This is a genomic window from Niallia sp. Marseille-Q9988, from assembly GCF_976954375.1.
Genome location: NZ_CDRJSZ010000003.1, coordinates 102,284 through 125,778, shown reverse-complemented (window position 1 = coordinate 125,778; position 23,495 = coordinate 102,284). Strand labels below are relative to the sequence as shown.

General features: G+C 35.2%; 24 protein-coding genes, 1 pseudogene and 1 riboswitch. Of the genes and pseudogenes, 10 read left to right on the top strand and 15 right to left on the bottom strand.

The annotated features are described in order from the left end of the window. Nucleotides 1-93 precede the first annotated feature (93 nt). Nucleotides 94-2,025: a heavy metal translocating P-type ATPase gene (locus ACWNMZ_RS04805; protein ID WP_251627699.1), complete on the top strand. Its 1,932-nt coding sequence runs from the start codon at nucleotides 94-96 to the stop codon at nucleotides 2,023-2,025. A 353-nt stretch (nucleotides 2,026-2,378) separates the two neighbouring features. Here the strand turns inward: ACWNMZ_RS04805 and ACWNMZ_RS04800 are convergent, their stop codons facing one another. The 3 genes from ACWNMZ_RS04800 to ACWNMZ_RS04790 form a co-directional block, all read right to left on the bottom strand. Further along, a complete protein-coding gene (locus tag ACWNMZ_RS04800) occupies nucleotides 2,379-3,200 on the bottom strand; it encodes a YihY/virulence factor BrkB family protein (RefSeq protein WP_031537430.1) in 822 nt (273 codons plus the stop codon). 253 nt (nucleotides 3,201-3,453) lie between these two features. Beyond that, complete coding sequence (locus ACWNMZ_RS04795; protein WP_235248658.1) at nucleotides 3,454-3,828, bottom strand: YtxH domain-containing protein; 375 nt, start codon at nucleotides 3,826-3,828, stop codon at nucleotides 3,454-3,456. Nucleotides 3,829-3,879: 51 nt separating this feature from the next. Next, nucleotides 3,880-4,353: a low molecular weight protein-tyrosine-phosphatase gene (locus tag ACWNMZ_RS04790; protein WP_235248671.1), complete on the bottom strand. Its 474-nt coding sequence runs from the start codon at nucleotides 4,351-4,353 to the stop codon at nucleotides 3,880-3,882. A gap of 155 nt (nucleotides 4,354-4,508) precedes the next feature. On the opposite strand from ACWNMZ_RS04790, the gene ACWNMZ_RS04785 reads away from it, so the two are divergent. Next, nucleotides 4,509-4,733 carry a DUF1128 domain-containing protein gene (locus tag ACWNMZ_RS04785; protein ID WP_235248673.1) on the top strand — a complete coding sequence of 75 codons (225 nt, stop codon included), beginning with the start codon at nucleotides 4,509-4,511 and terminating at the stop codon, nucleotides 4,731-4,733. A gap of 125 nt (nucleotides 4,734-4,858) precedes the next feature. Here ACWNMZ_RS04785 and map read toward each other — a convergent pair whose 3' ends face one another. The 3 genes from map to treR form a co-directional block, all read right to left on the bottom strand. Further along, the gene (map, locus tag ACWNMZ_RS04780; RefSeq protein WP_235248686.1) at nucleotides 4,859-5,611 is read right to left on the bottom strand and encodes a type I methionyl aminopeptidase; all 753 of its coding nucleotides are present in this window, start codon (nucleotides 5,609-5,611) and stop codon (nucleotides 4,859-4,861) included. Between the two features lie 274 nt (nucleotides 5,612-5,885). Continuing rightward, nucleotides 5,886-6,404, bottom strand: a complete 519-nt coding sequence (locus ACWNMZ_RS04775; protein WP_048717951.1) for a type 1 glutamine amidotransferase domain-containing protein — start codon at nucleotides 6,402-6,404, stop codon at nucleotides 5,886-5,888. 76 nt (nucleotides 6,405-6,480) lie between these two features. Then, nucleotides 6,481-7,197, bottom strand: coding sequence for a trehalose operon repressor (gene treR / locus ACWNMZ_RS04770; RefSeq protein ID WP_031537423.1), 717 nt, complete (start codon nucleotides 7,195-7,197; stop codon nucleotides 6,481-6,483). Nucleotides 7,198-7,470: 273 nt separating this feature from the next. On the opposite strand from treR, the gene ACWNMZ_RS04765 reads away from it, so the two are divergent. Then, the gene (locus ACWNMZ_RS04765; protein WP_449598485.1) at nucleotides 7,471-7,824 is read left to right on the top strand and encodes a helix-turn-helix domain-containing protein; all 354 of its coding nucleotides are present in this window, start codon (nucleotides 7,471-7,473) and stop codon (nucleotides 7,822-7,824) included. Nucleotides 7,825-7,863: 39 nt separating this feature from the next. Here ACWNMZ_RS04765 and ACWNMZ_RS04760 read toward each other — a convergent pair whose 3' ends face one another. Further along, nucleotides 7,864-8,097 carry an anti-repressor SinI family protein gene (locus ACWNMZ_RS04760; protein WP_449598299.1) on the bottom strand — a complete coding sequence of 78 codons (234 nt, stop codon included), beginning with the start codon at nucleotides 8,095-8,097 and terminating at the stop codon, nucleotides 7,864-7,866. Between the two features lie 32 nt (nucleotides 8,098-8,129). Beyond that, nucleotides 8,130-8,214, bottom strand: a riboswitch (cyclic di-GMP riboswitch). A 200-nt stretch (nucleotides 8,215-8,414) separates the two neighbouring features. Continuing rightward, entirely contained in the window at nucleotides 8,415-8,621 is a 207-nt protein-coding gene (locus ACWNMZ_RS04755) for a hypothetical protein (protein ID WP_449598298.1), read from the bottom strand. A 378-nt stretch (nucleotides 8,622-8,999) separates the two neighbouring features. Between ACWNMZ_RS04755 and ACWNMZ_RS04750 the strand changes: the two genes are divergently transcribed. Next, complete coding sequence (locus ACWNMZ_RS04750) at nucleotides 9,000-9,329, top strand: helix-turn-helix domain-containing protein (protein ID WP_081836628.1); 330 nt, start codon at nucleotides 9,000-9,002, stop codon at nucleotides 9,327-9,329. Nucleotides 9,330-9,629: 300 nt separating this feature from the next. Here the strand turns inward: ACWNMZ_RS04750 and ACWNMZ_RS04745 are convergent, their stop codons facing one another. The 5 genes from ACWNMZ_RS04745 to ACWNMZ_RS04725 form a co-directional block, all read right to left on the bottom strand. Next, complete coding sequence (locus ACWNMZ_RS04745) at nucleotides 9,630-10,541, bottom strand: pseudouridine-5'-phosphate glycosidase (protein ID WP_031537417.1); 912 nt, start codon at nucleotides 10,539-10,541, stop codon at nucleotides 9,630-9,632. Between the two features lie 13 nt (nucleotides 10,542-10,554). Further along, the gene (locus tag ACWNMZ_RS04740) at nucleotides 10,555-11,658 is read right to left on the bottom strand and encodes a carbohydrate kinase (protein WP_031537416.1); all 1,104 of its coding nucleotides are present in this window, start codon (nucleotides 11,656-11,658) and stop codon (nucleotides 10,555-10,557) included. 208 nt (nucleotides 11,659-11,866) lie between these two features. Beyond that, a complete protein-coding gene (gene motB, locus ACWNMZ_RS04735; protein ID WP_031537415.1) occupies nucleotides 11,867-12,667 on the bottom strand; it encodes a flagellar motor protein MotB in 801 nt (266 codons plus the stop codon). Then, a complete protein-coding gene (gene motA / locus ACWNMZ_RS04730) occupies nucleotides 12,660-13,460 on the bottom strand; it encodes a flagellar motor stator protein MotA (protein ID WP_031537414.1) in 801 nt (266 codons plus the stop codon). Before motA ends, motB begins: the two co-directional genes overlap by 8 nt. A 262-nt stretch (nucleotides 13,461-13,722) precedes the next feature. Then, entirely contained in the window at nucleotides 13,723-14,103 is a 381-nt protein-coding gene (locus tag ACWNMZ_RS04725; protein ID WP_031537413.1) for a DnaJ family domain-containing protein, read from the bottom strand. Nucleotides 14,104-14,216: 113 nt separating this feature from the next. Here ACWNMZ_RS04725 and ACWNMZ_RS04720 point away from each other — a divergent pair, with 113 nt between their 5' ends. The 4 genes and pseudogenes from ACWNMZ_RS04720 (at nucleotide 14,217) to ACWNMZ_RS04705 (ending at nucleotide 19,330) form a co-directional block, all read left to right on the top strand. Beyond that, nucleotides 14,217-14,375: a hypothetical protein gene (locus ACWNMZ_RS04720; RefSeq protein ID WP_162837578.1), complete on the top strand. Its 159-nt coding sequence runs from the start codon at nucleotides 14,217-14,219 to the stop codon at nucleotides 14,373-14,375. A gap of 245 nt (nucleotides 14,376-14,620) precedes the next feature. Continuing rightward, nucleotides 14,621-15,712, top strand: a pseudogene (locus tag ACWNMZ_RS04715) (DNA topoisomerase); the annotation flags it as partial. Nucleotides 15,713-16,410: 698 nt separating this feature from the next. Further along, nucleotides 16,411-18,237 carry a group II intron reverse transcriptase/maturase gene (ltrA, locus tag ACWNMZ_RS04710; RefSeq protein ID WP_251627701.1) on the top strand — a complete coding sequence of 609 codons (1,827 nt, stop codon included), beginning with the start codon at nucleotides 16,411-16,413 and terminating at the stop codon, nucleotides 18,235-18,237. A 103-nt stretch (nucleotides 18,238-18,340) separates the two neighbouring features. Next, nucleotides 18,341-19,330, top strand: coding sequence for a DNA topoisomerase (locus tag ACWNMZ_RS04705; RefSeq protein ID WP_311296933.1), 990 nt, complete (start codon nucleotides 18,341-18,343; stop codon nucleotides 19,328-19,330). A gap of 47 nt (nucleotides 19,331-19,377) precedes the next feature. Here the strand turns inward: ACWNMZ_RS04705 and pgmB are convergent, their stop codons facing one another. Continuing rightward, nucleotides 19,378-20,043 (bottom strand): beta-phosphoglucomutase, encoded by a 666-nt coding sequence (gene pgmB, locus ACWNMZ_RS04700; protein ID WP_251627702.1) that lies wholly within the window; start codon nucleotides 20,041-20,043, stop codon nucleotides 19,378-19,380. 213 nt (nucleotides 20,044-20,256) lie between these two features. Here pgmB and ACWNMZ_RS04695 point away from each other — a divergent pair, with 213 nt between their 5' ends. Further along, nucleotides 20,257-21,489, top strand: coding sequence for an aminopeptidase (locus ACWNMZ_RS04695; protein ID WP_449598296.1), 1,233 nt, complete (start codon nucleotides 20,257-20,259; stop codon nucleotides 21,487-21,489). Between the two features lie 107 nt (nucleotides 21,490-21,596). On the opposite strand, the gene ACWNMZ_RS04690 is transcribed toward ACWNMZ_RS04695, so the two are convergent. After that, nucleotides 21,597-22,715 (bottom strand): DUF4309 domain-containing protein, encoded by a 1,119-nt coding sequence (locus ACWNMZ_RS04690; protein WP_048717935.1) that lies wholly within the window; start codon nucleotides 22,713-22,715, stop codon nucleotides 21,597-21,599. 389 nt (nucleotides 22,716-23,104) lie between these two features. On the opposite strand from ACWNMZ_RS04690, the gene ACWNMZ_RS04685 reads away from it, so the two are divergent. Further along, on the top strand, nucleotides 23,105-23,377 hold the full coding sequence (locus ACWNMZ_RS04685) for an acylphosphatase (RefSeq protein ID WP_048716789.1): 273 nt from the start codon (nucleotides 23,105-23,107) through the stop codon (nucleotides 23,375-23,377). The last annotated feature ends 118 nt before the right edge of the window (nucleotides 23,378-23,495 follow it).

The window sequence follows — 23,495 nt, the reverse complement described above, 5'->3', positions numbered from 1 at the left end:
CTTTCGTGTTTTTTAAGGGTATTGAACTTGATTCTCTCTCTCAATAAGAATATTGAAATCAAAAAAATCTAGTTACTAAAGGAGGAAATGAGAATGTCCACAGAAACTGAATTAAAATCTTTCGTACAATCAACTTTAGAAGTGAAGCCATCTTTGTTTGCAAAACTAGCTCCCCATCTCGAGCTTATTGCTGCGGGAATAAGTGGAATTTTTATTTTGATCGGATGGATCTTAAACCACTTGGATTATTCGCATCTATCTATCTCTTTATACTTGCTCGCTTTTGTGATTGGTGGTTATGCCAAAGCAAAGGAAGGTATCGAAGAGACAATTGCAAATAAAGAATTAAATGTGGAAATGCTAATGATCTTTGCAGCGATTGGCTCATGCCTTATCGGCTATTGGGCAGAAGGAGCCATACTAATCTTTATCTTTGCTGTAAGCGGTGCGTTAGAGACATATACAATGAATAAAAGCAACAAGGAAATATCTGCGCTCATGAATTTACAGCCTGAGGAAGCAGTAAAAATACATCCTGATGGTCGCGAAGAAATAGTTCCTGTTTCCTCTCTTACCGTCTCAGACACTATTTTAATTAAACCAGGTGAAAGAATCCCGGTTGATGGTAAAATTGCGAAAGGAACAACTGCCATAGATGAAGCAGCCATTACAGGCGAATCGATTCCGTTAACAAAGGAAATAAATGATGAGGTGTTTGCAGGTACGGTAAATTTAAGTGGATCTATTACTGTGATACTTACAAAACATGCAGATGAAACACTATTCCAAAAGATTATTACATTAATTCAATCTGCTCAAAGTGAAAAGTCGCCTTCTCAAGCATTTATCGAAAAATTTGAAGGCGCCTATGTCAAAATAGTGTTGTCAATTGTTGTCCTACTTACGTTCCTTCCTCATTTTTTTCTAGGTTGGTCTTGGAATGAAACGTTCTACCGAGCAATGATTTTCTTAGTTGTAGCATCACCTTGTGCATTAGTGGCAAGCATTATGCCAGCTACCCTTGCTGCGATATCAAACGGAGCAAGAGCAGGAATCCTTTTTAAAGGTGGGGTTCATCTAGAAAATCTTGGCCATGTAAGAGCAATCGCTTTTGATAAAACAGGAACGTTAACAAAAGGGATGCCTGTCGTAACAAATGTGATTGTTCATGACGAATATTCAGAAAAAGAAATTATCCAATTAACAGCTAGCATTGAAAGCCATTCGAACCACCCTTTAGCAAAAGCAATTGTTCGATACGCTGAGCAGAAATATAAAGAACCTTTAAAACAGCCTGAAAGCATTCAGGATAATTCCGGCTGGGGTGTTACTGCAAAAATGGATAATGCAGAATGGCGAATAGGGAAAGCTGCTTTTGTAGGAGAAAAAGAAGCAAAAAATTTCCAGAATGAAATATTTAATCAGTTATCAGAAGAAGGAAAAACCGCTGTATTTGTCCAGCGAAATGACGAAATAATAGCGTTGATTGCCTTAAAGGATATAGTCCGAAAAGAGTCGAAAAAAGCAATTGAACACTTAAAGCAAAACGGTATTTATACTGTTATGATTACAGGAGATAGCGAAAAAACGGCCAAAGCCATTTCCAACGAAAGCAATGTTAATGAATATATTGCTGAATGCCTACCAGAAAAGAAGGTAACTTCCATTAAAGAGTTGAAAGAGAAATATGGTATCGTTGCAATGGTAGGAGATGGAATTAATGATGCGCCAGCGCTTGCAACAGCAAATGTAGGGATTGCGATGGGAGAAGGAACAGATGTTGCCTTAGAGACCGCAGATGTCGTATTAATGAAAAATGATTTACCACGTATTGCAGAAGCGATTCATCTATCCAAACGAATGAATCGAATTATTAAACAGAATATTATCTTCTCTATCTCTGTTATCATGCTTCTTATCGTTTCGAACTTCTTACAAGTCGTTGCCCTTCCTTTTGGAGTGATTGGACATGAAGGAAGTACAATCTTGGTTATTTTGAATAGCTTGCGGTTGTTAAAAAGTTAATACAAACAGCTCTAAAGAGACGAATTTCAATATGGATTCGATGGAGCAAAATTCATCAGAACGATACCCTTAAGGCTCTTCTTATAATACTTTAAAGAAAAGTTCCGCCTGTTAATCTAAAAGAACTCCCATCATAGTGAATACTATAATGGGAGTTCTTTTAGTTAGTGATAGCCGTTTTGCCCGTTGGCAGATCCAGATGTTTTATGCTTCGGCTTGCTTTTTCCTTTTTGTTTAGTACCGCCATCTTTTTTTGTATGCTTTGTCATTCTAAGTTCCCCCTTATTTAATGTTTTCCCCTCTAATAGTTTGTTCCGATTGCCTCCTTTTATAAAGGTAAAAAACGGATACCATTAACAAGGCTCTTTCTTTCTCTCGGTGAAGTAGGCATTAATTTCGCCACCTAATATAATGATGATTCCTGTTATATAAAACCAAATCATTAGAACAATAATCGTTCCAATACTTCCATATGTCGCCGAATAATTACTAAAGTTACCTACATAATAGGAAAACGCTAAAGAAGCAAGAACCCAACCAATCGCTGCGAAAATGGCTCCGGGAATAGCAGAAATACATCTAAGTCTCTTATTGGGAGCAACCCAATAAAGAGCAAGAAACACAATAAATAAAATGATTGGAGAAGCAAGAAACCTTAATGTGTTCCACATCGATAAGAATTCTTCTGTTAAGTCAAATTGGGAAAATAAAAACATCCCTATTTGTTCTCCAAACACAGGTAACAGTAAAGCTACTACCACTACTGCAATCATCCCAAGCGTCAATAAAATAGACATTCCCCTTGCAACAATAAAAGATCTAGTTTCTTCGACATCATAGGCTTTATTTAGTGCCTTTACGATAGCATTTAATCCATTAGAAGCAGACCATATTGTTGCAATAATACCGAATGATAAAAGACTAACATTTCTACTCAACACTTGATCGATATTTGTTTCAATCGTATCCATGATATCTCCAGGTGCAAAACCATCGACTACTCCTAATAAGTCTTCCTTTGATATCGGTAGATAGGGTAGGAGCGTCATAACAAAAATAAGTAACGGAAAAATAGATAAGAGAAAATAATAGGATAACTGTGCTGCAAGATCAAATACACTATCTTGTTGGATTTTCTTGATGAGAACCTTTATAAATGGAATGACCTCTCCCATACAAAATCACCGTCCTAACAGTTCTTTTATGTATGTCTATTGCCCTTTAGAGCCCTATTAAAACATATGGCACATATAAAAAAAGGCATCTACTAAGGAGAAAAGGATGAAAAAACTGCGCAAACATACAGGCCTAAATGATAGATTGAAATAGCGATTTCCATATCATTTAGGCACATTTAAACCTTTTCCCTCGAGTATTACTCCCCTTATATTTTAGTAACAAATGCTAGGAGAATAATTCTCTAAAAAGTTATCTTCTTTCTGATCCTGTCTCAGGTATATATTGTATGCTAGAAACAAGCTTCCTTTCCTGATTTCTCGAGTCACCATTGAAAAAAGCTTCCTTCGTATCGTGAATGATGCTTGCTACCACTGGTGTTATCCCTTTTAATTCCTCCAATTGCTTCTTTACAAAAACTGCATCATCCGAAATTTTCACCGCTGTTCTTTTTATTTTTTCCGCAGTACTATTAAGGCTAGTTGTCATATGCTCATAATCCGTTACCACTTCTTTTGCATGCTGCATATTCGTTACGGCATTTTGCCTTGTATGCTTGTCCAATAGACTTATGGCTGTTCCAATAAGGCTCCCGATAAAAAGTCCTTTTGATATACTCATTTTCATCCACTAGTTCCACCCTTCTTTTTTTATCAATGAAGGATGGAAATGATTTGATTACAAGCCATACTTATTTTTTATATCTTGTAACAAACCTTCACAGCCATCCTTCACTAACGCAAAAACTTCTTCAAAATTGCCAGTATAATACGGATCTGGTACTTCTTTTCCCACAGCATGGTGCGTATAATCCATTAAAAGTCGAACCTTCGTATCATCCAACATTTCATTTAGCTTTCTAATGTTTGCAATATTACTGTTATCCATTGCAATGAGATAATCATAATCTTCTAAATCCTTTTCCTCTAATTGACGAGCAAATATGCCCGTATCCTTAATTTTATTTACTTTTAAAATATCTCTTGTTCCATGATGAGGCGGATTTCCAATATGCCATCCACCTGTACCAGCTGAATCGCAAACAATCTTTTCTTGCAATCCTTCTTTTTCCACTAAATCACGAAATACAGCCTCAGCCATTGGGGAACGACAAATATTTCCTAAGCAAATAAATAAAACATGTACTTTCATTTTTATTTTCCTCCATTTTTGTATTTACATACTTGATTACTTTTAAAGTAATTATAACCAATCTATTTGGGCGATTAATACTCTATATTGACATTTCTATGTTTGCATGAAAAGATGAATAGAACAACTTTATTGTCCAAGAAAGGGGAAAAGGTATGAATTTAGATAATAAAACGACAGAAAACGTAAATTTCATGATTGAAAAAATAAAAGAAAAGCTAAAGGTTCTAAACATCGGTGCCATTAAATCCACACATTTTGATGAAGATCTTTATGATGACATTAAAGAAATTTATGAACATGTCATGAAAAGAGATTCTTTTAGTCCAAATGAAATGCAGGCAATTGCTGAAGAATTAGGAAACTTGCGTAAGCAATAATTTACCTATAAATAAAACAATAATCAGTGGACGCATCTCACTGATTATTGTTTTTTGCCGGTTCAATTTAAACTTACAAGAGAGCAACAATTGTTTTTTGCCTTCTCATATATAGCTTATACAGATCAAGCATCTTGATCTGTAAGTATCACAGGTCCTTCTTTTGTAATGGCAATCGTATGTTCATATTGTGCAGAGTGCTTGCCATCCATCGTTCTTGCTGTCCAACCATTGTTATCCATTTTCATTTTATAATCACCAACATTAACCATAGGTTCGATTGTGAATACCATGCCTTCTTTTATACGTGGCCCTTTTCCCGCTAACCCAAAATGAGGAACTTCTGGTTTTTCATGAATTACTTTTCCAATGCCATGGCCGATAAAGTCTCGTACAACAGAAAATCCTTGTTCCTCTACATACTGTTGAATTGCGAATCCAATATCTCCGATTCGATTTCCTGGTTTTGCTTGTTCAATCCCTATATACAACGCCTTTTTTGTTACATCCATTAATTTCTGCAGCTCTGCTGATACTTCTCCAACCGCATATGTCCATGCGGAATCGGCCAATGCTCCATTATAATTAACAACCATGTCAATTGTTACAATATCCCCTTTTTTCAGTGGTTCTTTCCTTGGAAAGCCATGACAAATCTCGTCATTTATACTTGCACAAGTTGCATATGCATAATCACGATACCCTTTTTGTTCGGGTGTTGCCCCTTTTTCCGCTAAATATTCTTCTACCTTTTGATCAATTTCAAAAGTAGTAATTCCTGGTCTTATCAGCTTAGCAATCATTTTATGACAACCAACCAGAATCTCGCCTGCCTTCTTCATTTGCTCTATTTCCCGTTTCGATTTTAAAACAATCATTTTCAATCCTTCTTTCTATCTAAAGTTAACACTAGGGATTAAAAGTTAGGGTTTTATCTATTTCCCCTAATATATCCTCTTCCTATTTGCGGTTTTATTAAGCATGCTACTTATAAGTGAGAATGTAATTTACTGCAAAGGAGACAAAAGTACAATGGTTCTCCTTAAGGTTAACACAAAAAAAGAGCCTATACCTACTCCAACTCATGATAAAAGATTATATTCTCCCTATCATGAAAAGGTGTACGTATAGACCCTGCCTATCTTACTTTCCTTATTTATTTAAAAGCTTTAGAGACTCTCTAGTAAATGCTGGTATATCCTCTGGCGTTCTACTTGTCACTAATTGATCGCCACACACGACTACTTCTTCATCCTTAAAGGTTGCACCTGCATACTCCATGTCCACTTTAATGGATTTATAGCCAGTAGCATTTCTACCCTCTAACGTTTTTGCTGTAATAAGCAATTGTGGGCCATGACAGATTGCAAAGACTGGTTTCTTTGCATCCATAAACGCTTTAGTAAAGGCCACTACTTGATCATCTGCCCGAAGCTGATCAGGAGAAAAGCCACCTGGGATAAATAAAGCATCGAATTCATCTGGAGTCACATCTGCAATCCCCTTATCAATTTTTACCGTCGCTTCTTTTTGTTTTCCTTCTACTGTTTTACCAGCTTCCAATTCAATTGTTACTACTTCATGTCCAGCTTCCTTATATGCCTTAGCTGGTTCTGTGTACTCAGAATCCTCAAACATATCAGTAATTAAAGTAGCAATTTTCTTACTCATATATAGCATCTCCTTTTCTTATTTTCTATATGTAACGTTCCCCATAGATAGAAAATAAAACATGCTATCGTTCTTTTTATGCTTCATTTCTCCTTGCAAAATCAACAAAGCGAAACTTATCTGGTCGATGTCGAGACTCTGTAAATTGAAATAAAGTGGCATTTTCAAAATAGATATAGTTTTTTACAACAACAATGGAATGAAATCCTTCTAAATCAAGCAAATTATAGTCCTCTTCTGTCGGTTCTTCCACTGTAAATTCCTTTTTAGCAAAACTAATTTTTAAGTTCAATTCCTTCTCTATATAATCAAAAATAGAGTTTCTACATATTTCTTCCGTTAATCCTGGCACATACTTCCGAACGATATAATCCTTATCTAGAATAATCCGTTCCTGATTAATTTCTCTAACTCGAAAAACTTCCCATATCGAATCTTCTTTCTTAAGCTGCATTTCTTTTTGTAAAAGCGAGGATGGCTGTGTATTCATAAAACGCTCAATAATCGTTACAGAGGAATGTCCCATTTTATCAGCCAATTCCTTAAAGCTAACCAATCCTGAAATGGGAAATTGTAATTTTTCTAAATCAAGAACTAAGGAACCCTTCCCTCTGAGCTTTTGGATATATCCTTTTTGAGATAAAATATTTAAAGCCTTACGAATGGTTTCTCTAGATGTATTATATTGCTCTGCTAATTCATTTTCAGATGGTAAAATAGTATCTGGCGGGTACTTCCCATTTCTTATCGCAGCTTCAAGCTCCTCAAATATCACATAATATTTATTCAACACGTAATTCACCAACATTTTCAAATTATTCGTTACCATTCTACTCTTTTTCAGACAAATTGTCTAAAAAGGATTGAAAAACAACTAAAAAAATGTTTCATTTTATGTAGGAAAGGGTAAATACTAATGAGACATTTCAATATTATGAACAAAAAATGAAATTCATCTCTCTATTTAAGCATAGTGGATAGAACAATTCGTTCTTTATATGGAACTTTTCATCTATAAATGCTATGATAAATATACATACCGTTAAGAGTGAAAGTGAGTGAGCGTATGATTGGGGATCGTGTTAAGCAGCTACGTTTAGAGAAAAGAATGTCCTTATCGGAATTAGCAGAACAAGCAGGAGTGGCAAAATCATATTTAAGTTCTTTAGAAAGAAATTTACAATCCAATCCATCGATTCAATTTTTAGAAAAAATTGCAGCTGTTTTCAATATACCAGTTGATCATTTGATAAATGACCATCAAAACAAGGATGACTTAGATTCAGAATGGTTAAAAATTGTAAAAGAAGCTATGGATTCTGGTGTATCCAAAAAAGAATTTCGTGAGTTTTTGGAATTTAATAGATGGAGACTGGAACAAAAAAATAATTCCATGCCTAAATATGATATAAAGACATAAAAATTCGAAAGAGATTTTTCTACATTGAATTTCTCATAATTAGCTCATCATACTAATTGTGAGAAATTCAACGTAGACATTCTTTTTTGCCTTTAACATTATAAATCTACTTTTATACAAATGACTATTTCGGATTTTCTGAATTAAGTAATCCTTCTCACTTCGCAGAAATGCTCTTACTTCTTGCAAATTCATTCCAATATTTTTGGCTTCATTAATTAATTGAATCCATTCTGAATCCAATTCTTCGGTAAAAAGTTGACTATTAATCACTTAATTCTTCCTCCCCAAAAATACATTTGTATTTTGGCAGTCCGGCCATCATTGTATAAAACATTAGATCCGTGACTTTGCGTCCCAAACTTTCGTATTGGTTTGCCCTTAACATCATAATGGTTTCACTTGTCCTTTACTGTTTTATCATTATAGCGTTTTTTACATTTAAAAGATGCAGTAATTTGTCATAAAATTAGGACAAATTACTAAAAGATTTCTTGCTGTTTCTACAAAAAAAGTTATCTCCCGCGAATTTTATCGAAATAATCCTACAAACGCATTATTTACTTCTTTTTATATGCCTGCATTACTAGTTAATGTGACTTTCTATTATAGTATTGTGTTGTATAGCTTTTTATCACTTTTTTAAACGAATAATTAATATGAATTTGTTCATATGTAATCGCGTCAAAAAAAGGATATTCCGTTAAATCATTTTGACATATAGGACAAATCCAATTTCCTAGTTCACTACTACTAAATGACGGTCTAAAGCATTTATCACAATTTTTCCTATACATTTTTCACCCTCTTTATTTATTTAGCTTTATAAGTGAAACTTCCATCACTGGAGTTTTGCCACCATCCCCTACTGAAGGTTAGTAGAACAATCGGACTTTACGGACCGTTATAACGAACTCCTTACATCATTGTGTTGTAGTATAATCGATTAGTTCTATAAACATCTAAACCGTTCTTAGTAAAGAACTTTTTTTATTAGTATAGTGCAAATCTATCATTTTCAAAAATTCCAAAAACAGCCATTATTTCTCTTTAACGAACAAAAATCGTTCGTTTTCTCAAAATTACTCTCGTTTTCTAGCTTTTTTGTATTTTTTATTGAACGATACGTTCGTTATAATGAAATTATACTTCTATATGTGGTAAGGAGAATATTCATGTTGGTTGGAATAAAGATAAAGAAGCTAAGATTAAAAAGAGGTTATTCTATCAATGAACTTTCCGATAGATCCGGTGTCTCGAAATCCTACTTAAGTTATATTGAAAGGGGCATTCAAAAAAACCCCTCCCTTCAAGTGCTTACGAAACTCGCCCACACCCTTGATACCAATGTAGAAGAACTACTAGACAATAACAATACAGTAATTGACGGAATAGATGAAGACTGGATGAGTTTAGTAGAAGAAGCTATAGAGGATGGGGTTACCAAAGAAGATTTTGCCGGTATTCTTGAATACGTTAAGTTCAAAAAAAGACAAAAAGACTAGTAACGCGAAATGCGCAATGGAATAAGCGCAGGTACCACACAGAATGGGCTTCGGCTTTCTAGAAGAAGAAGCTCATTTCTAATAAAGTGCAACTAACCAACATGGGACATTTTATACTTTCCTCACTATTGATTAGTGGCACCGTTCGGAAATGGGTGAATCTCCACCTATCTTCCTCGTATTCTATTAAGCAATCGGTGGAGAGTCTTACTGGGGTGTAAATACGGGATAAAAATAGACTAGTTAAAGCAGAATTAGCATCCGATTTTAGGCGGCATTCTACTTTAACTAGTCCTTGTATTATTTATTTAACTCGACTGCTATTCTAGAACCAACTTCTGCGTTATTTTTAACTAATGCAATATTAGCTACTAAGCTTGTACCTTCTGTTAGCTCTTTTACTCTACTTAATAGAAATGGAGTTACCCTTTTACCAGTAATATTATTCTCCTTCGCCTCTTGTAATGCTTTTTCAATAATATCCGTAATATATTTTTCCTCAAGCGCATCTTTTTCTGGAATTGGATTAGCAATTACAACCCCGCCATCTAGTCCTAACTCCCATTTTGTTTGAATCATATCTGCTGCTTCCTTTGCAGTTTCTACAGAAAAATTCACTTCAAATGGACTAGTTCTTGTATAAAAGGCTGGAAGAGATTTTGATCCATAACCAACAACCGGGACACCATATGTTTCTAGATATTCTAACGTTAAACCAATATCTAAAATTGATTTTGCACCAGCACACACAACTGCTACACTTGTTTTAGCAAGCTCTTGTAAGTCTGCAGAAATATCCATTGTTTGTTCAGCTTCTCTGTGAACACCACCAATTCCGCCTGTTACAAACACTTTGATTCCTGCAAGTTCTGCGCAAATCATCGTAGCAGCAACCGTTGTTGCACCATTTTTCTTGCCAGCAATCAGATAAGGTAAATCGCGTCTGCTTGCTTTTTCAATATTGTCACTTTTAGCTAAAAATTCAATCTCATCCTCTGATAAACCAATTTTAATTTTTCCTTCTATAATGGCGATTGTTGCAGGTACTGCTCCATTTTTACGAATAATATCTTCTACTTCTTTAGCTGTTTCTACGTTTTGAGGATAAGGCATACCGTGTGATATAATAGTTGATTCTAATGCGACAATCGGTTGATTGTTTTTCTTTGCTTCCAATACTTCTTTTGAAAATTCTAGCCATTCTGTTTTCATGTTCATGCTCCTTTTAACGAAAGTATTTTCCGAAAATTTCTTGTAGCTTTTTATTATTTAATAAAGGGTTTACTGTCTGATTTGATTGCAATGTTATAATCGAACAAGCAATTCCAATTTTGCATGCATTTTCTGTGTTTAGCCCTTTGATATGCGAATACATGATGCCTGAAACGAGTGAATCTCCTGCTCCTGTTACATCAATCACTTCTGCTTCTGGAGTTAAAATAACCCCTGCTTCACCAAGTTTTGTAAAATAGATCAGGCCTTTATCTCCTCGAGTTATAACGACTTTTTCTACACCCTTGGCAATAATTTTTTCGGCAGCCTTAAAGAAATCTCCCTCTTCTTTAATTTTCATTCCAGTAAGTACCTCGGCTTCATCACTATTTGCAATAAGCCATGTTACTCCCTGTAAATTATCGGGCAATTTTTTGACCTTAGGTGCGGATACAGGGGTAATACATAATGCCATATTTTCTTGTCTACATCGAACAATAATATGCTCTAATACATCTCCTGAAAAATTAGTATCTAATATGACTAGTTCCGATGCTGCTATATAGCCCCATTTTTTATCAATTGTATCTTTATCAATGCTGTCATAGATAGACATATCCGCTAAAGCCACAGCGAGCTCACCATCTGAATCTAACAGCGCTGTATAGGTACCAGTTCTATTTAGATTAGACAACAGAGAAGGAGTGATATCCGCATAGTGCTGCGTATTATCTAATAACCATTCCCCTTCATGATCCTCTCCTACAATAGTGAATAAAGAGGTATCGATACCCAGTCTACCTAAATTCTCTGCAATATTTCTTGCTACTCCTCCAGGTGACTGACTGGTTGAGGCTGGATTGGATGTCCCATACTGAATCGTTTCTTCTGCTTGAACCTTACGATCAATATTGGCTCCGCCTATACAAATAACTTCTTTCTTTTTCGGTAGTACATAAGCTCTTCCAAGTAATTTTCCTTCTTTTGTTAAAGAAGAAATATACCCTGCCACAGCAGAACGGGACAGCCCCAGTTTCTCAGCTAATTCATTTTGCGTAACAAAGGGATTTTCTTTAATTAGCCGAAGGATGTACATCTCTTTATCATTCACTTCCATTTCCCCCTCAGGTTAAAGTGAAACTAACAATAATATAATGTGTAAAAACTTGTACTCTTGCCTAACAAAACTTTTGTTTATATTATAAACTTTTGTTTATAGAAAGACAATAATTTATTCATTCCTGCAAAAATTTTATCTATTCGTCTTATAACGAGCATCCTTCTTCCTAATTACAAAAAAACAGCAACAGAAAGACTGTCATTCGTTAGTCTTCTGTTGCTATTCGTGGTTGAATTAAAATATCCACTCTTCTATTTTGCGCTCTTCCTTCAGCAGTCTTGTTACTGGCAATCGGTTGAAACTCGCCGTAACCTTTAGCACTAAATGATTTCGGATCAAGTTTTTTATTTTCAAGGAGTAATTTCATGAAATTTAACGCTCTCGTTACACTTAGTTCCCAGTTTGAATCATAACGAGAATTACTAATTGGAACATTATCAGTATGCCCACTTATGATTATACTCCTTGGAGGATCCATCACCAGTAAATTGGCAATTTCTGAAACGATTTTTCTATCCTTGCTTCGTAAATCTGCACTTCCTGAAGCAAATAGGACATTATCTCTAATCGATACATGTAAGCCTTCCCCAGTAAGCTTCGTATCAAGCTTATTACCTAATTTATTCTCATCAATATAAGCATTTACCTTTTTCTGAATATCTTCCAATTCCTTTTGATCTTGCTGTTTCTTTAATTCCTTTAATTCCTCTTCCGAGAGCTCCTTTGATTCTTCCTGTTTTTCTTTATCATCTATATTAATATCTGATTCTTTCTCCTCCATGGATGGTGTGGGGCTAGGATATTCAAAGAAACCTGTCCCTCCCTGTAATTCTCTATTAAATGCATCTGCTAGTGCTGAGAATTTTTTTGCATCGACAGAACTCATTCCATATAATACGATAAACAAAGCTAACAATAACGTCAGAATATCTGCGTACGGAACCAACCAAGATTCATCTACATGTTCATCATGATGAACTCTCTTTTTTTTCTTCTTTTTACTCATTCGCATTCACACTACTTTCATTTTCCTCCAGAAATTTTCTTCTTTCTGAAACTGGTAAATACGATGCAAGTTTCTGTTCAATTACTCTAGGTGCTTCTCCCTCTAAAATAGAGAGAACTCCTTCTATCATTAAATATTTTTGGCTTGCTTCCATTTGTGATTTTCTTTTCAACTTATTTGCAAATGGATGCCATAAAACGTATCCTGTAAAAATTCCCATTAGAGTAGCGACAAACGCAGCACTAATAGCATGTCCAAGTGCTTCGGCATCTGACATATTTCCCAATGCCGCAATAAGTCCAATTACTGCACCTAGCACTCCTAATGTAGGGGCATAAGTTCCCGCTTGTGTAAAAATTTGTGATCCAGTGCGATGTCTTTCTTCCATCGCCTCTATTTCTTCTGTTAATACATCTCTAATATACTCTGCACTTTGTCCGTCAACAGATAAAGATAAGCCATTTTTCAAAAATGGATCTTCAATTTCATCTGTTTTTGCTTCTAAAGCAAGTAAACCTTCTTTTCTAGCTAATTGTGCCCACTCTGAAAACAAACGGATTAACTCTTTCGTATCCTGTATTCTTTGTTCCTTAAACAGGATACCAAATAACTTTGGAACTCGTTTAATTTCAGAAGCTGGAAAGGCAATAACTACTGCCGCAACTGTACCGACTAAAATAATAAGAATAGCCGCTGGGTTCAATAATACGATTGGGCTAACTCCTTTAAAAACCATCCCTACTCCAACAGCAATAATGGCAAGTATAATTCCTATCAAGGATGTTTTATCCATCTTGTTCACCTATCTTATTCCAAAATTTCGTTTCTAAGTCTTACCCTTTTTTTCGACAAATCTCCTCTTTTTTTTAGTTTTATTTTATGTAAATTTTGTTAACTTCCTGATTTATGCCAATAGTCCTGTTTTTTTCAAAAATAAGGGCGATATTTTCTCACCTTATGTTAATCATTCTATCCTTTTAAAAGATAAAAATCGAATAAGCAGTCCATCTTACCAAGTAAGCAAAAAATAACCTTTATTAGCTAAACCCAAAGACTTACTTAGGAAATAACCGTTCCTCTACCTTCTTCTGATAATTAGAAAAATACTTTGAATGATTAGTCCCTGTTCGCTCTTTTATCATTTTATTAAATCTCCATAATTTTTCATTATATTTTCTTTGCAAATCCACTTTCTCTTCTGATGTTTCACAAGAACGGATTAAATCTTCCATTGACAACAATTCCTGCCTAATCTTATCTTCCCCTAAAGAATATCCAGCATTTCTCAATACCCGATAAGCCATTCGCAATTCTTCTGGTACGGAGGCTAAGCTATCTTTTGGAAGTGGTTTACCGAACCCAGGAAGATTGCTAAACTCACCATTTTGGTACGCTTTTTTAATTTTGTCTTCTGAAACAAGAAACGAAAAATCCATTCCCAACCCCTCCTGTTTTATATGCCTATTTTCATTATATATTTTTCCATTTACTTTCGTATAGGATAGACCATTTTTATGAAAAATAGAAAGGTAAGAAAGGGGTGTTATCAATGGCACGTGGAGAACATTTTAATCATAAAAAGAAACATCATCCTGGACCGCTTCCAAAAGACACAAGAAAGCATACACATACAGAGGATGCTCCTGGAGATGAAGAATTTATTGTAACACAAGAAGCATTTAAGAATCGAATCGAAGAAGAAGAGTAAGACAAATCAACATACGGCGTTCAAAAAAAGAGAATGGACGCCGTTCCTCTTATTTCCGAAAAGCTAAAAGAAACACAGTCCCCCTCATTGAACACTATATCCTATTACCAGCCTCAACTCATGTTATACTAGAATGTATCGTATTATCCATAAAAAGCTTTTCCTTAAGTTGAATAAACAGTAATCAACCAACTTTTATTTAAAATCAAGAAACGGCCAAAAATTTATTGTTAGAAGGTGTTTAAATGAAGTCGCTTGTTTTATGTGAAAAACCAAGTGTTGCAAGAGAAATTGCAAGAGTACTTGGCTGCAATAAATCAAATAAAAGCTATTTAGAATCAGATAAATATATTGTTACTTGGGCTTTAGGCCACTTAATTGAATTAAAAATGCCAGAGCACTATGATCCTAAATATAAAAATTGGAATCTAGATGATTTGCCAATAATTCCACAGAAGATGGAATTAAAGGTCATGAAACAAACAAGTCATCAATACAAAGCCATTGAACAATTAGCAAAAAGAAAAGATATTAAAGAATGTATTATCGCAACCGATGCAGGACGAGAAGGAGAATTAGTTGCAAGATGGATATTAGAAAAAATCCATTTTAACAAACCAACTCAACGCTTATGGATTTCGTCTCAAACCGACCGTGCAATAAAAGATGGATTTAAGCAGTTAAAACCAGGGAAGGAATTTGATCGCTTATACCAATCAGCTGTATGTAGAGCTCAAGCAGATTGGCTAATTGGATTAAATGTTTCAAGAGCCTTAACTACTAAGTTCAATGACCCATTGTCTGCTGGTCGAGTTCAAACACCAACCCTCTCCATGGTTCTAGAAAGAGAAAAAGAAATTCAATCCTTTGTTCCGAAAGAATATTGGACCATCACTGCAAACGTAGACTCGCTGCAAGCAAAATACGAAAATAACCAGGAGCGAAGAATCTTTTCTAAAGAAAAAGCAGAACAGATTGTGGCTAAGTCAAAGGGAAAGCCCGCTACTGTAGAATCCCTTATTATAAAAGAAAAAACAGAACATCAACCATTGCCTTACGATTTAACCGAGTTGCAGCGTGATGCAAATAGACGATTTGGCTTTTCTGCCAAAAAGACGCTAAATTTATTGCAAAAGCTATATGAACAGCATAAACTAGTCACCTATCCTAGAACGGACTCACGTTACTTAACAACAGATATGAAGGCTACCATGTTTGATCGCTTAGAAAGTATTGCTGGCGCATTTAAAGAAGAGGTCCAACCGGCCTTACGTAATAAAGGAAAAATCGAGGCAAATAATGTGTTCAATAACAATAAAGTTTCTGATCACCATGCCAGTGCGACACGTTAACCTGAAATTCTGATAGAAATATCAGTTGGGATGGTTTAGTAGAAAACTGAAGAATCCTTGAGGGGAATGAAAGCCGTCATGCTGTGCTGAAACCCTCACACTAATACTCCCCTAAGCAGGGAAGCAGACTATGGTGGAACTGTTTAAAGCGGGGTGAAGTCGGCGAAAGTGAACAGGAATTAAGAACTGTCACTTAGAGTAGTCGGGTGGTTGTAATATATGGTGAGAATGTGTTTATACACTGACGAACCTCTGAATGTACGAGTCTATAGGTGGTTACGGTATCTGTGATGATAACGTAGTACCAATTTGGTACGTTAGCGGAGTTGAGTAAGAATTGGCGTTATGAAAGACTCTATACCGAGCGAATGACGGTATTAAGCTAACAGGCTCAAAGGAGGCACCTAAGTATTGCGTTAACGGGAATCTTTGGAACGTGGGAAGCCAAGAACTGTATCTGTCATGACAGAAACTCATAGTCGAGGACAGTTGTAGACGAAAAGCCAGATGAAGCTACTTAATCTTGGTGAAAGTAGTGCCACAGTACCGATGAAGCAGTGATAATAAGCTGTAGAGGGATAGGCACAAGTCAAGTAAGGACAAGTTGATTGATTCAAACTATGACTCTGTTTTTCGGGTAAGACAGGGAAAGCAACATCCTTCAAAGGAGTTGTCCCAACAGAGTGGCGAACAAATACAGGTATAATGATTACTATGAGATGACACAAGTCTTTGATGACTTGTATCAAAAATCGAAAAACAACTTTTCGTTTCGTAATCTAATGGACACCATCTCCAGTGAAAATAATATTCGATTGGCATTTAGAATGATAAAAACTAACACTGGAAGTCAAACAGCGGGTGTTGACAACATTACAATTAAAGACATTAAAGACAAGGGTTTGGACTCTTATATTAAAATGGTTCAAGCAAAGTTAAATAACTACAAGCCTGATACTGTTAAAAGAGTCTATATTCCAAAAGCAGATGGTAAGAAAAGACCATTAGGGATACCGACAATGGTGGATAGATTGGTACAACAGAGTATTCGACAAGTCCTTGAGCCAATATGTGAGGCAAAATTTCATCCGCATAGCTATGGTTTCCGACCAAACAGAAGTACCAAACATGCAATATCTCGTATGATGTCCTTAATCAATATCGGAAAAATGTACTATACAGTGGATATTGATATAAAAGGATTCTTTGATAATGTAAATCATACAAAGTTGGTTAAACAAATGTATGCATTAGGTATTCAAGATAGGAAACTAATTAGCATAATCAAAGCGATGCTAAAAGCCCCCATACAAGGAGAAGGAATACCAAAGAAAGGAACTCCACAGGGAGGCATTTTATCCCCTCTGCTATCAAACATTGTCCTTAATGAACTTGATTGGTGGATTTCATCACAATGGGAAACTTTTAAAACTATAAAAAAGTACAAGACTTATGCAAGTCAGTACAATCAACAAAAGAAAACAAACTTGAAACAAATGTACATTGTGAGATACGCCGATGACTTCAAAATAATGTGTAGAAATTACAACACTGCCAAAAGAATTTATACCGCTGTAAAAGAGTGGTTGAATATCAGATTAAAGTTAGAAATAAGTGAAGAGAAATCAAAAATTATTAATCTGCGTAAAAATTACTCAGATTTCTTAGGAGTCAAAATAAAAGCCGTCAAAAAGGGAAAAACATTCGGAGGATATGTAGCACAATCTCACATTTCAGGCAAAGCAATGAAACGAATGAGCGATGAAATCCGAAGTCAGGTTGAGCTAATTGCTAAACAACCTGAATCTTCCCATGTGACTAAGCTGAATAGCATGATTTTAGGTTGGCATGAGTATTATAGCTGTGCTACCTATGCTAATATTGACTTCTCTAAATTAGCTTTCTCTTTGGATAAGTTTATGCTCCACAAACTAAGAAATGTAGCGAACTATGGAACACCTAAACGTAGCGAAATATCGCCTTTGTATAAGAAATTCTATGGAAATTCGAAAGCAAAAACGTGGAAGATTCACAAGGTTTTCATCTATCCAATCGACCATGTTCAACACAAACCAGTTATGAATTTCAGCCAAGACATATGTGATTACACCCAAGAGGGGCGAAACAAATCCTCTAAGAAATTGGAAAACAGCACTAATAATAACATCATTCAACTCATGAAAAATTATAATCCATATGAAACGGCTGAATACAACGACAATAGAATTTCAAGAGCTTCCATGACAAAAATGAAATGTGAAGTAACAAAAATTGAACTTGCTATAGACACGCTACATTGTCATCACGTCATACCAAGAGAACTTGGGGGAACAGATGGCTACCAAAACCTTAGAATTGTTCATAAAGATGTCCATAAACTTATTCATGCAATTAAACCCGAAACAATAGAAAAGTACAGCAATCTCATTGAAGATAAAAAAGCTCTTAACAAGCTAAATAAACTTCGAACTCAATGTAATCTTGAACCGATCAATCTTGTAACTACTTGATGGAACGCCGTATGAGGGGAAACTTTCACGTACGGTGTGGAGGAGGGGAAAATGAGTACACTTAACGGATAATGCCGAAGTAGAAAGTTACCTATTCCTATTCATTCCAACGGAACAGCCCGTTTTTTTAAATCGCTTAGATAATGAGGAAGTAAAAATTTATGATTTAATCGTAAAAAGATTTTTGACATTATTTTATCCAAAATACAAATATGAAACGATTTCTACTATGTTAGACATCAATGGAGAAACATTTGTTGCTCAAGAAACGAATGTATTGGATTTAGGCTTTAAAGCTTTAGATAACCGTAAAACAGATTCTGACAAAAAGATTCAGCTTCAAAAAGGAAAACAATTAACAGTACAATCCGTGATAATGGAGCAAAAATTCACAGAAGCTCCATCACGCTTTACGGAAGCTGATATTCTAGGGAAAATGGAGAAATTTGGACTTGGAACACCTGCTACACGTGCAGAAATTATTGAAAGACTCCTTTCCTCTGAAGTGTTGGAAAGACAAAATGGGAAATTACATTCTACTCCTAAAGGGAAACAATTGATTAATCTTGTTAACGATGATTTGACTACTCCTGACTTGACAGCGAAGTGGGAAAAAGAGTTAGAGGATATAGCAAAGGGAAAAGCAAATGCTAAACAGTTTATGGAGCAAATCAAGGATCAAACCAAACGATTTGTCCGTGAAATTAAACATAGTGATAAATCATATAAAATGCAAAATTTAACGGGCTCTAAGTGTCCTGAGTGTGGTTCCTTCTTGAAGGAGAAGAATACAAAAAACGGAAAAATTCTTGTATGCTCCAGCCTAGAGTGTTCTTTCAGTAAAAGAAAGGATCCTAAGCTATCAAATAAACGCTGTCCGCAATGCCATAAGAAAATGGAGATTCATAACGGGGTAGCTGGAACCTATTTCCAATGCAGAAACTGTAATGTTGTAGAAAAAGCGACAGATCGTAAAAAAACGATAAATAAAAGAGAAGAACGAAAATTAGTTCAAAAATATAGCAAAGACGAAAGCTTTGGAAACAGTTTAGGTGACTTGTTGAAAGCCGCTATGAAGAAAGACGAAGATTAAATAGTAAATCCAAACAATCACACGATATATGATTGTTTGGATTTTTTCTATCTATTATGAAACTTTTCTAATAAAGTACTAGCTTTTAATTCCAAGGTAGAGGAAACTCGCCAATTTGCTTTTTCAAAAACTTCTCCCTCCCCAATACCAACAGCAAACATAGGTGTTTGCAATATTCCGCTCAAGCCTGCTTGCCCATCCTCTATTGCAGCACAATTAGCATAATCAACCCCTAAACAATCCGCAGCTGTTAAAAATATTTCTGGATCAGGCTTTCCTTTTTTTAGAGAATGAGGATCTACGATGCATTCGAACCAGTCGCTAATTCCAAAGCGATCCAAAAGATACGGAGCATTGGAACTAGAAGACGCAATTCCAAATTTTATACCGGCATCCTTCAATTCTTTTAGAAACACATACATTCCTGGCAACATATTTTCAACAGTAAATTGACTAATTAGGTCTTTATAGTAATCACTTTTCTGATTTCCTAGTGCTTCTTTTTCTGATTCTGAAAAAACATTATTTGTTCTTGCCACTAAATCATCAATAAGAATCTTTCTTGGTACTCCCTGATATCTTAAATTATCCTCTTTTGTAAATGGGGCTCCGATTTCCATCGCCATTCTTTTCGTTGCTTCATAATAGTGAGGGACAGTATCTGCTATAACTCCATCAAAGTCAAAGATAACTGCCTGTAATTTATTAGCCATATAATCCTCCTTGAATAATCGTCACGTCTATTCTAACAAAAAATACAGCTTAGTTGTCACGTTCCTCTAAATACCATCAATTATTATCCTAATGTTACGATGAATCAGTTTATTTATTATTCTAAAAAAGCTACAATAGAAGCAGCATCCATTCCATCCTTGGGATTCATGCTCATACATAGAGCTAATAGCTTAAAGAAAAGGAGAATGAAAATGAGTACATTTCAAGAAAATCTGCAAAAATATGCAGAACTTGCCGTAAAGGTCGGCGTTAACATCCAAAAAGGACAAACACTTGTTATCAATACATCTATTGAAGCTGCTGAATTTGTTCGTTTAGTAGTGAAAGAAGCATACCAAATCGGTGCGAAAAATGTCGTTGTTAACTGGGGTGATGATGTCGTTACTCGCACAAAATTTGAATTGGCACCAGACGAAGCATTCACCGAATATCCGGAATGGAGAGCAAAAGAAACAATTGCACTTGCAGACGAAGGAGCAGCCTTCATGTCTGTTGTATCTTCAAGTCCAGACCTTTTAAAAGGGATTGCTTCTGAAAGAATCAGCAATTTCCAAAAAGCTTCTGGCACCGCTTTAAGCCAGTTCCGTAAATATGTACAGTCCGATAAAGTAAGCTGGACAGTAATTGCTGTTCCTTCAAAGGCATGGGCAAATCTTGTTTTCCCTGACGCTCCAGAAGATTCTAGAGTAGAATTACTTTGGGATGCTATTTTCAAAGCAATCAGAGTGGATCAGGAAAATCCAATCCAAGCTTGGGAAGAGCATGATAAAACACTTCATACAAAAGTTGATTATTTAAATGGGAAGGCATATAAAAAGCTTCATTACACAGCACCAGGTACAGATTTAACAATCGAACTTCCAGAAGGACATCTATGGTGTGGAGCAGGCTCTATTAATGAAAAAGGGTTTGAATTCATGGCAAATATGCCAACTGAAGAGGTTTTCACCGTCCCTCATAAAACAGGTGTAAATGGAACTGTATCAAGTACAAAACCATTAAGCTATGGTGGTAATATTATTAATAATTTCTCTGTTACGTTTAAAGATGGACGTATTATGGATGTGAAGGCTGAGGAAGGAGAAGAAATTCTTCGCCAGTTAGTAGAAACAGATGAAGGCTCTCATTATCTTGGAGAGGTTGCTTTAGTGCCACATCGTTCTCCAATATCACAATCTAATATTCTATACTACAATACATTATTCGATGAAAATGCATCAAACCACTTAGCAATTGGAAGTGCCTATGCATTCTGTATTGAAGGTGGGAAAAAGATGTCTAGCGAAGAATTAGCAGAAAAAGGACTTAACGAGAGCATTACACATGTCGACTTTATGATTGGTTCAGACAAAATGAACATTGATGGTATTACAGCAGATGGTACTGTAGAAGCCGTGTTCCGTAATGGTGATTGGGCTTTTTAAGCACCAGCCTCCCGAAAAAAATAGAATGAAATAAAGGATGCCTCATGGATTGGTTACGATTTATAGCCATTCCATGAGGCATCCTTATTTTTGAAACGATAAAAAGCCTATTTTACTAATCGAATCGATTTAATCTTTTGCGATAAATCTAATTGGATTAGTAGCTTATAATTTCCTGCTAAGTATGTCGCAACATACCCATCATCTTTTGTAACATATTCCTCAGGCTTCCCTAATGTATCTTGAATGGCCTGCACCGATTCTTTTAATCGAATTCCAGGGATTGAAATGGAGGTAACAAGTTCTGTTCTCTTATCATAGTAATATGTCACCTCTGGAAGATCTAATTGATTGTATTTCTGATTATAATCAGCATCCGTATAATTCGAGTTTATTTTCTTTATCTCTTTTATATTAGTACCAATTGGATATTGAGCACCTATTAACATACCTTGTTCCGCTAAATTTAGTAAACTTGTCGTAACACTTAAATTTTTATATGGAAAATAAAACTCTTCCTGTTCAAGCCAATTTTTAATGATTTTCTTATTCTCAATTGAAGTTCCATCCACTTTTAATAATTTCCCAGTAGTTGGCTCAAGCATCCATGTATCAAATTCCATTATTTCATTATCTTTTTTTCTTAATGTCTGTATATAGTTTTGTTGAATATTTTTGATATTTTTACTGTATATTTTCATTCCATAATCTGTCAAAACATCCAATTTCTCTTCATGAATAGTATAGAAATAAGCCATTACTTTATCTGCTTCTTCCCCTTGAAAAACAGCAGCAATATTTTGCTGATTAACAAGAAATGTTCCAATGTTTTTTTGGGACAAATTAAAAGTCATCGGATTTGGTAATTCCAGCTCTTGTTTCACCACCTCATTTCCGTACTCTTTTGTCCATAAATAAAAGGAAAAGTCTCCGGTTACAATCGTATCATCTTTTTTTCCAAACTCATTATCTTCGACTTGCTGATACTTCCTTTCCCCTTCTCCTACAATAAATACCTGATACGCTTTCTCTTTGACTTTCATATCTATTTCAAAATAAGCATTTTCTTCTACCCACTGTAAATCTTTCTTAATAACGACATGTTTTTTGTCCATCTCGTTCTTTTGTTTTTCTGCTAAATAGGAATTCACCATGGAAGCCACTAAAATTCCTGCAATTATCATTATCCCTACCCATAATAACCAGATATATTTATTTCTTTTCATTATATTTCTCCTATTTTTCAAACACATCTATTCTCTCTATTTGGAGAATAAATATCTCGATTACGGTAAATTATTGCCTTTATCATTAAAGAAAATGGCACTCTCACCATAAGTTATTTTATTTAAGGCTAACAAAAAATAGTACTCACATTTTGTTTAAGCCTGACACACACCTATTTATAGTACCAAATTGCTCTCCAATCTACAAATCTAGCTTTTTCCAATTACTTTCCTCTCATCCTCCAAGACCATTCATACACAACATATGGACTATTTTTCTACAAGTTCCATTTCACTTCTATTGACCCACCTTGCGGCAATCTAAATAAATATGAGATGATTAATAAAAATCATTTCACATAAGAAGGTATCCCATAAGGAGGTAAAAAATGAAGCAATTTCATCTTATTGTTAGCGGAAGGGTGCAAGGAGTTGGTTTTCGTTATTTCGTCCAAACATTAGCTTTAGAAAACCATGTAACTGGATGGGTTCGAAATAAAGCAGATGGTACTGTGGAATGTATCGCCATTGCTCCGCTCGATACACTCCATGCTTTCGTGGAAAAAATAAAAAAAGGAAATCGTTTCATTAAAGTACAGCATATAGCGATAACGGAAAGTGAGCCGAAAGAACCATTTTCGAATTTCAAAGTAATCTATTAATCAAATAGGCTTCTCCTTATCCCTCTTCTCCCTATTTTATCAGTAGCAGAAGCTTGAAATTAAACATTTTTCATGTAAGAATAATTATATTTTAATATCCAATAATGGAAAACAAAAG